The sequence below is a fragment of the Methanobrevibacter sp. genome (genome assembly GCF_045541095.1).
In the GTDB taxonomy this organism is placed as follows: domain Archaea; phylum Methanobacteriota; class Methanobacteria; order Methanobacteriales; family Methanobacteriaceae; genus Methanocatella.
The window spans coordinates 1-5,145 of record NZ_JAZQIJ010000279.1; the positions used below are offsets into that span (position 1 = coordinate 1).

Below are 5,145 nucleotides of genomic sequence, written 5' to 3' on the forward strand. Positions count from 1 at the left end.
AAACTTTGATGAAACTTTAAAAAATATTGACGAGGCAGAGGTATAACTATGAGTTTTAATATTGATGAATGGGAACCTAAAACTAAAATGGGTAGATTAGTTAAAGATGGAACCATTACTGATATCGATGAAATTTTTGAAAAAGGTCTTCCAATTATGGAATTAGAAATAGTTGATGCCTTAATTCCAGATTTAGAAGAAGAAGTAATGGATGTTAACTTAGTTCAAAGGATGCATAAATCCGGTAGAAAAGTTAATTTCAGAGTAATTGTTGCTGTAGGTAACAAAGATGGTTATGTAGGATTAGGCCAAGGTAAAGCTAAAGAAGTAGGTCCTGCTATTAGAAAAGCTGTAGACAACGCTAAATACAACATTATTAAAGTTAGAAGAGGTTGTGGAGATTGGGGTTGTGTATGTGGAAGAGAACACACAGTACCATTCAAAGTAACCGGTAAATCAAGTAGTGTAAGTGTTACATTAATGCCAGCTCCTGCAGGTGTAGGTTTAGTAGTTGGTGATGTTGGTAAAACTATCTTAAAACTTGCCGGTATTCACGATGTATGGTCCCAAACTTTCGGACAAACCCAAACTACTGTTAACTTTGCTAACGCAGTATTCGGTGCTTTAAAAGAATTAAGTAATGTTAAAGCTACTCAAGAAGAACTTAAAAAGATGGGAGTTAACTACTAATTGGTGATTATATGTTTTTAGTTATTAGAGTTAGAGGAACTACCGGTGTCATAAAAAATATTGCAGACACCTTAGACATGTTAAGACTTAACAGAATCAGCCATGCAGTATTAGTTGAAGAAAATCCTAGTTACGAAGGTATGCTTCAAAAAGCTAAGGATTACATCACTTGGGGAGAAATTGATGCTGAAACTTTAGCAGCAATCATTGCTAAAAGAGGTAGACTCCCAGGTAATGTTAGAGTTACAGAAGAATATGTTGCAGAAAATACTGACTACAACAATATTTCTGAATTAGCTGAAGCTTTAATTAATTCTGACGTTAAATTAGCTGATGTAGGTATTAAACCTGTATTCCGTTTACACCCTCCAAGAAAAGGATATGAAGACATTCGTTTATCTGTAAATGAAGGTGGTTCTTTAGGTTACAGGGGAGAAGAAATTAAAGATCTTGCAAAAAGAATGCTTTAAACTCAGGTGTATATTATGATTAGAACAAAACGTAAAATTAACAAACAAAGAGGTTCTAGATCCAACGGTGGAGGCTGTACTAAAAAACGTAGAGGTGCAGGTAACAAAGGTGGAAAAGGTAAAGCAGGTATGGGCAAACAACACTGGACCTGGACTGTAATCCACGACCCAGACCACTTTGGTAAACATGGTTTCAAAAGACCTCAAAAAATGATTAAAAAAGTCAATGCTGTTAATTTAAACTATTTAGAAGAACAAGCTGACAATTTAATTGCTAGTGGAAAAGCATCTAAAGATGGCGATGCAATTGTCATTGATGTAACCGAACTAGGTTTTGATAAAGTTTTAGCAAAAGGTAATATCACTAAAACTTTCAAAATTTCAGCTCCTAAATTTTCAGCAGGCGCTGTAGAAAAAATTGAAGAATTAGGAGGAGAAGCTATAGAATTATAGCTTTCTTCAAATTTTATTATTGAGGAAGATTATGTCCGCGCTAGAAGCATTAGAGCCAATATTTAAAATTATTCCAGAAGTTAAATCTCCTGTTCACAGAGAAGACTTTAATGAAAAACTTAAATGGACTGCTATTGTTTTAGTATTATATTACTTTTTATGTCAAATTCCGTTATATGGTGTTACTCCAGGATCTGTCGATCAATTTGCTCAATTAAGGGCAGTTATGGCTGGAAGTTTTGGTTCAATTCTTACTTTAGGGATTGGTCCTATTGTAACTGCTTCCATTGTATTGCAGTTATTAGTGGGTTCTAATCTTTTGGAGTTAGATTTGTCTTCTCATAAGGATAAGTCTCACTTTCAAGCTACTCAAAAAGTATTATCTATTATATTTACATTATTTGAGGCTTCTGTTTTAGTATTAACCGGAAACATTGTACCTATGGATGGTTCTTATACTGGAATATTGATTTTGCAACTTGTTATCGGGGCTTTGGTAATTATTTACCTTGATGAAGTTGTATCCAAATGGGGATTCGGTAGTGGAATAGGTCTGTTCATTGCGGCAGGTGTATGTCAAGCAATTGTTGTTGGTACATTCAGTATACTGAACGGTACTGATGGTCTGCTTGCAGGTATTATTCCTAAATTTATCCAATTAGCTACCACTGGTGTATATGACTTTTCAATTTTGATTCCATTGATTGCAACTATTATCGTATTTTTAGTTGTTCTTTATGGTGAATCCATGAGAGTGGAAATTCCTATCTCTCACGGAAGTGTAAGAGGTCATGGAAGAATCAGAGGATCTGTTGGTAAATACCCATTAAAATTCGTATACTCAAGTAACATGCCAGTTATTTTAACCAGTGCATTGCTTGTTAACATCACATTGTTTGCAAACATTTTCCAAAAAGTCGGCGTTCCGATTTTAGGACATATCGATAAGGGAAAACCTGTTGATGGTATTGCATGGTTATTGTCAACACCTAAACTGCAAATGTTTATTACAGAACCGTTGCATGTTCTTGTATATGCAATATTCTTTATCTTATGCTGTATGTTATTCTCATATCTATGGGTAGAAATCAGTGGTTTGAATGCTAAAAAGATTTCAGAACAACTTTTTAATTCAGGTATTCAGATACCTGGTTTTAGAAGTAGTAAACGTCAATTGTATAAAATTTTGAAAAAATATATTCCTGCACTTACCATTATCAGTGGTATATATGTAGGTCTTATTGCTTTCCTTGCAGATTTAACCGGTGCTTTAGGTGGAGGTACTGGTGTATTGCTTACTGTAGGTATTATTCATAAACTTTATGAAGAAATGGCAGAGGAACAACTTATGTCCTCAAATCCACTTCTCAGAAAATTCTTAGGAGATGACTAATTCTCCTAAGCAATATCTTTTATAAAATGAGGGATTAAAATGAAATTGGTTGTATTAACAGGTATTCCAGGTTCTGGAAGTTCAACTTTACTTGGTAGGGCGCTTGATGAAGTAGATTATGTCCATTTAAATTATGGGGACATAATGACTGAAATCGCCATTAAGGAAAACATAGTTCAAGATAGGGATGCTTTAAGAAAATTAGCTCCTGAAATTCAAAAAGAAATTCAAGCTAAAGCAGCTAAAGAGATTAAGGCAAGATCAGAAAAGGATAATGTTATTGTAGATACTCACTGTACCATTAACACTCCATCCGGTTTCTTACCAGGTCTTCCAATTTGGGTTTTAGAAGAATTAAAACCAGACCTTTTTATCTTAATTGAAGCACATCCTGATGAAATCATATTCAGAAGATTAAATAATGATACTCGTGTTCGTGACACACAAAAAGCAAAAGATATCCAGTTACATCAAGAAATGAACAGAGCTACTTCTATGGCTTATGCAACTTTAACCGGGGCTACTGTTAAAATCTTATCCAATCACGACAATCATTTAGATTCTTCAGTTAAAAAATTAGTAAATGTATTAAATTTATAGGGGTATTATAAATGGCTGGTATCCAAGATATAATTTATCAAGCATTGAATACTGTATTTGGCCCAATTCTTTCAATCGACCCCAATCCTGCCAATCCTGCATTGACAGTATTGATTGTTGCATTTATTGTATCATTAATCACTACTATTGCAAACAAGTATCTGGTCGATCAAGATGAATTAAATGAACAACAAGCTAAAATGAAAGAATTCCAATCCCAACTTAGGGATGCTCAAAAAAGAGGGGATGGAAAGGAAATCGCCAGACTTCAAGCTCAACAGGCTGAATTAATGGGTGACCAAACTGCAATGATGACCAATCAGTTCAAACCGATGATTGTCACATTAGTTCCGATTTTCCTGATATTCTTCTGGATGAGGCAATCTGCAGTTCACAATTTAGTAGTAATGTTGCCGACTACCGTTTACTGGGTTACTTTAACACCGATGTGGCATGCTATTGGAAGCATTGTATATGGTGGAAAAGCAACTATTCCGTATGGAATCGGTTGGTTGTTATGGTATATGATTTGTACCTTCGGTATGAGTCAGATATTAAGAAAATTCTTAGGATTCAAACAAGGGTTCTAAAATCAGCCATTAAACTATACATTTATTAATGATGAAAAAAAGATATTATAGTATTCTATATTGAATACGCTATTACACAATTATTAAATATTTATTAAAATTAAATTTATAGGTGATTAAATGCCTGCTAATAGGTTTAGATCAAGATCATATAAAAGAGTTCATAAAAATACCCCTGGTGGGGAAAATGTATTAAGGTACAAAAAGAAAAAACCATCCAAGCATGTTTGTGCTGAATGTGGTAAAGTATTACATGGAGTTCCTCGTGGACGCCCATATGAAATTGGAAAATTATCAAAAACAGCTAAAAGACCTAGCCGCCCATTCGGTGGTTACTTATGTTCAAGCTGTGCTCGTAAACATTTCAAAAACGAGGCTAGAAAATAATGATTATTACTATTGGCGGATTAGCTGGAACTGGAACTTCAACTACTGCTGAGTTGCTCTCAGAAAAGTTAGATATTCCTTATATTTCTGCAGGTTCTGTTTTTAGGGAAATGGCTGCTGAAAGAGGAATGTCTGTTCTTGAATTCAGTGAGTTTGCTGAAGGTAATGATGATATTGATAAAGAAATTGACAAAAGACAAGCTTTAAAGGCTAAACAAGCAGAAAATCTAATTGTTGAAGGAAGATTATCAGCATTTTTTGTTGACAATGCTGATTTGAAACTTTGGTTAGTAACCCCATTTGACGTGCGTTCCAAAAGGATTGCAGACAGGGAATCTAAATCTGTGGAAATAGCTAAAGACGAAATCATTGTTCGTGAAAAAAGCGAAGCTTTAAGATATCAGGAAATCCATAATATTGACATTTCAAATATGGATGTTTATGATTTAATTATTAATTCTGATAGTTTCGATCCAGAAAGATTATCAGAAATCATTATTCAAACATTAAAGGTGATATAAATGGCATCAATCGAAGTAGGTAGAGTATGTGTTAAAATTGC

General features: G+C 34.1%; 8 protein-coding genes. All 8 read left to right on the forward strand.

The window, feature by feature from the left end:
- Positions 1-48 precede the first annotated feature (48 nt).
- The 8 genes from rpsE (at position 49) to cmk (ending at position 5,104) form a co-directional block, all read left to right on the forward strand.
- Positions 49-690 carry a 30S ribosomal protein S5 gene (rpsE, locus tag ACKI2P_RS12055; protein ID WP_407377856.1) on the forward strand — a complete coding sequence of 214 codons (642 nt, stop codon included), beginning with the start codon at positions 49-51 and terminating at the stop codon, positions 688-690.
- A gap of 11 nt (positions 691-701) precedes the next feature.
- Positions 702-1,160, forward strand: a complete 459-nt coding sequence (locus tag ACKI2P_RS12060) for a 50S ribosomal protein L30 (RefSeq protein ID WP_407377858.1) — start codon at positions 702-704, stop codon at positions 1,158-1,160.
- A 15-nt stretch (positions 1,161-1,175) separates the two neighbouring features.
- Entirely contained in the window at positions 1,176-1,613 is a 438-nt protein-coding gene (locus ACKI2P_RS12065; RefSeq protein ID WP_407377859.1) for an uL15m family ribosomal protein, read from the forward strand.
- 31 nt (positions 1,614-1,644) lie between these two features.
- A complete protein-coding gene (secY, locus tag ACKI2P_RS12070) occupies positions 1,645-3,006 on the forward strand; it encodes a preprotein translocase subunit SecY (RefSeq protein WP_407377860.1) in 1,362 nt (453 codons plus the stop codon).
- A gap of 39 nt (positions 3,007-3,045) precedes the next feature.
- Positions 3,046-3,606 (forward strand): adenylate kinase, encoded by a 561-nt coding sequence (locus ACKI2P_RS12075; protein WP_407377861.1) that lies wholly within the window; start codon positions 3,046-3,048, stop codon positions 3,604-3,606.
- 11 nt (positions 3,607-3,617) lie between these two features.
- Positions 3,618-4,196 (forward strand): DUF106 domain-containing protein, encoded by a 579-nt coding sequence (locus tag ACKI2P_RS12080; protein WP_407377862.1) that lies wholly within the window; start codon positions 3,618-3,620, stop codon positions 4,194-4,196.
- 120 nt (positions 4,197-4,316) lie between these two features.
- Positions 4,317-4,583, forward strand: coding sequence for a 50S ribosomal protein L34e (locus ACKI2P_RS12085; protein WP_407377864.1), 267 nt, complete (start codon positions 4,317-4,319; stop codon positions 4,581-4,583).
- Positions 4,583-5,104, forward strand: a complete 522-nt coding sequence (gene cmk / locus ACKI2P_RS12090) for a (d)CMP kinase (RefSeq protein ID WP_407377865.1) — start codon at positions 4,583-4,585, stop codon at positions 5,102-5,104. Before ACKI2P_RS12085 ends, cmk begins: the two co-directional genes overlap by 1 nt.
- Positions 5,105-5,145 lie beyond the last annotated feature (41 nt).

Excerpts from the sequence above, each read along its gene's own strand:
- rpsE (WP_407377856.1), top strand. The coding sequence starts at position 49 with ATGAGTTTTAATATTGATGAATGGGAACCTAAAACTAAAATGGGTAGA.
- ACKI2P_RS12060 (WP_407377858.1), top strand. The coding sequence starts at position 702 with ATGTTTTTAGTTATTAGAGTTAGAGGAACTACCGGTGTCATAAAAAAT.
- ACKI2P_RS12065 (WP_407377859.1), top strand. The coding sequence starts at position 1,176 with ATGATTAGAACAAAACGTAAAATTAACAAACAAAGAGGTTCTAGATCC.
- secY (WP_407377860.1), top strand. The coding sequence starts at position 1,645 with ATGTCCGCGCTAGAAGCATTAGAGCCAATATTTAAAATTATTCCAGAA.
- ACKI2P_RS12075 (WP_407377861.1), top strand. The coding sequence starts at position 3,046 with ATGAAATTGGTTGTATTAACAGGTATTCCAGGTTCTGGAAGTTCAACT.
- ACKI2P_RS12080 (WP_407377862.1), top strand. The coding sequence starts at position 3,618 with ATGGCTGGTATCCAAGATATAATTTATCAAGCATTGAATACTGTATTT.
- ACKI2P_RS12085 (WP_407377864.1), top strand. The coding sequence starts at position 4,317 with ATGCCTGCTAATAGGTTTAGATCAAGATCATATAAAAGAGTTCATAAA.
- cmk (WP_407377865.1), top strand. The coding sequence starts at position 4,583 with ATGATTATTACTATTGGCGGATTAGCTGGAACTGGAACTTCAACTACT.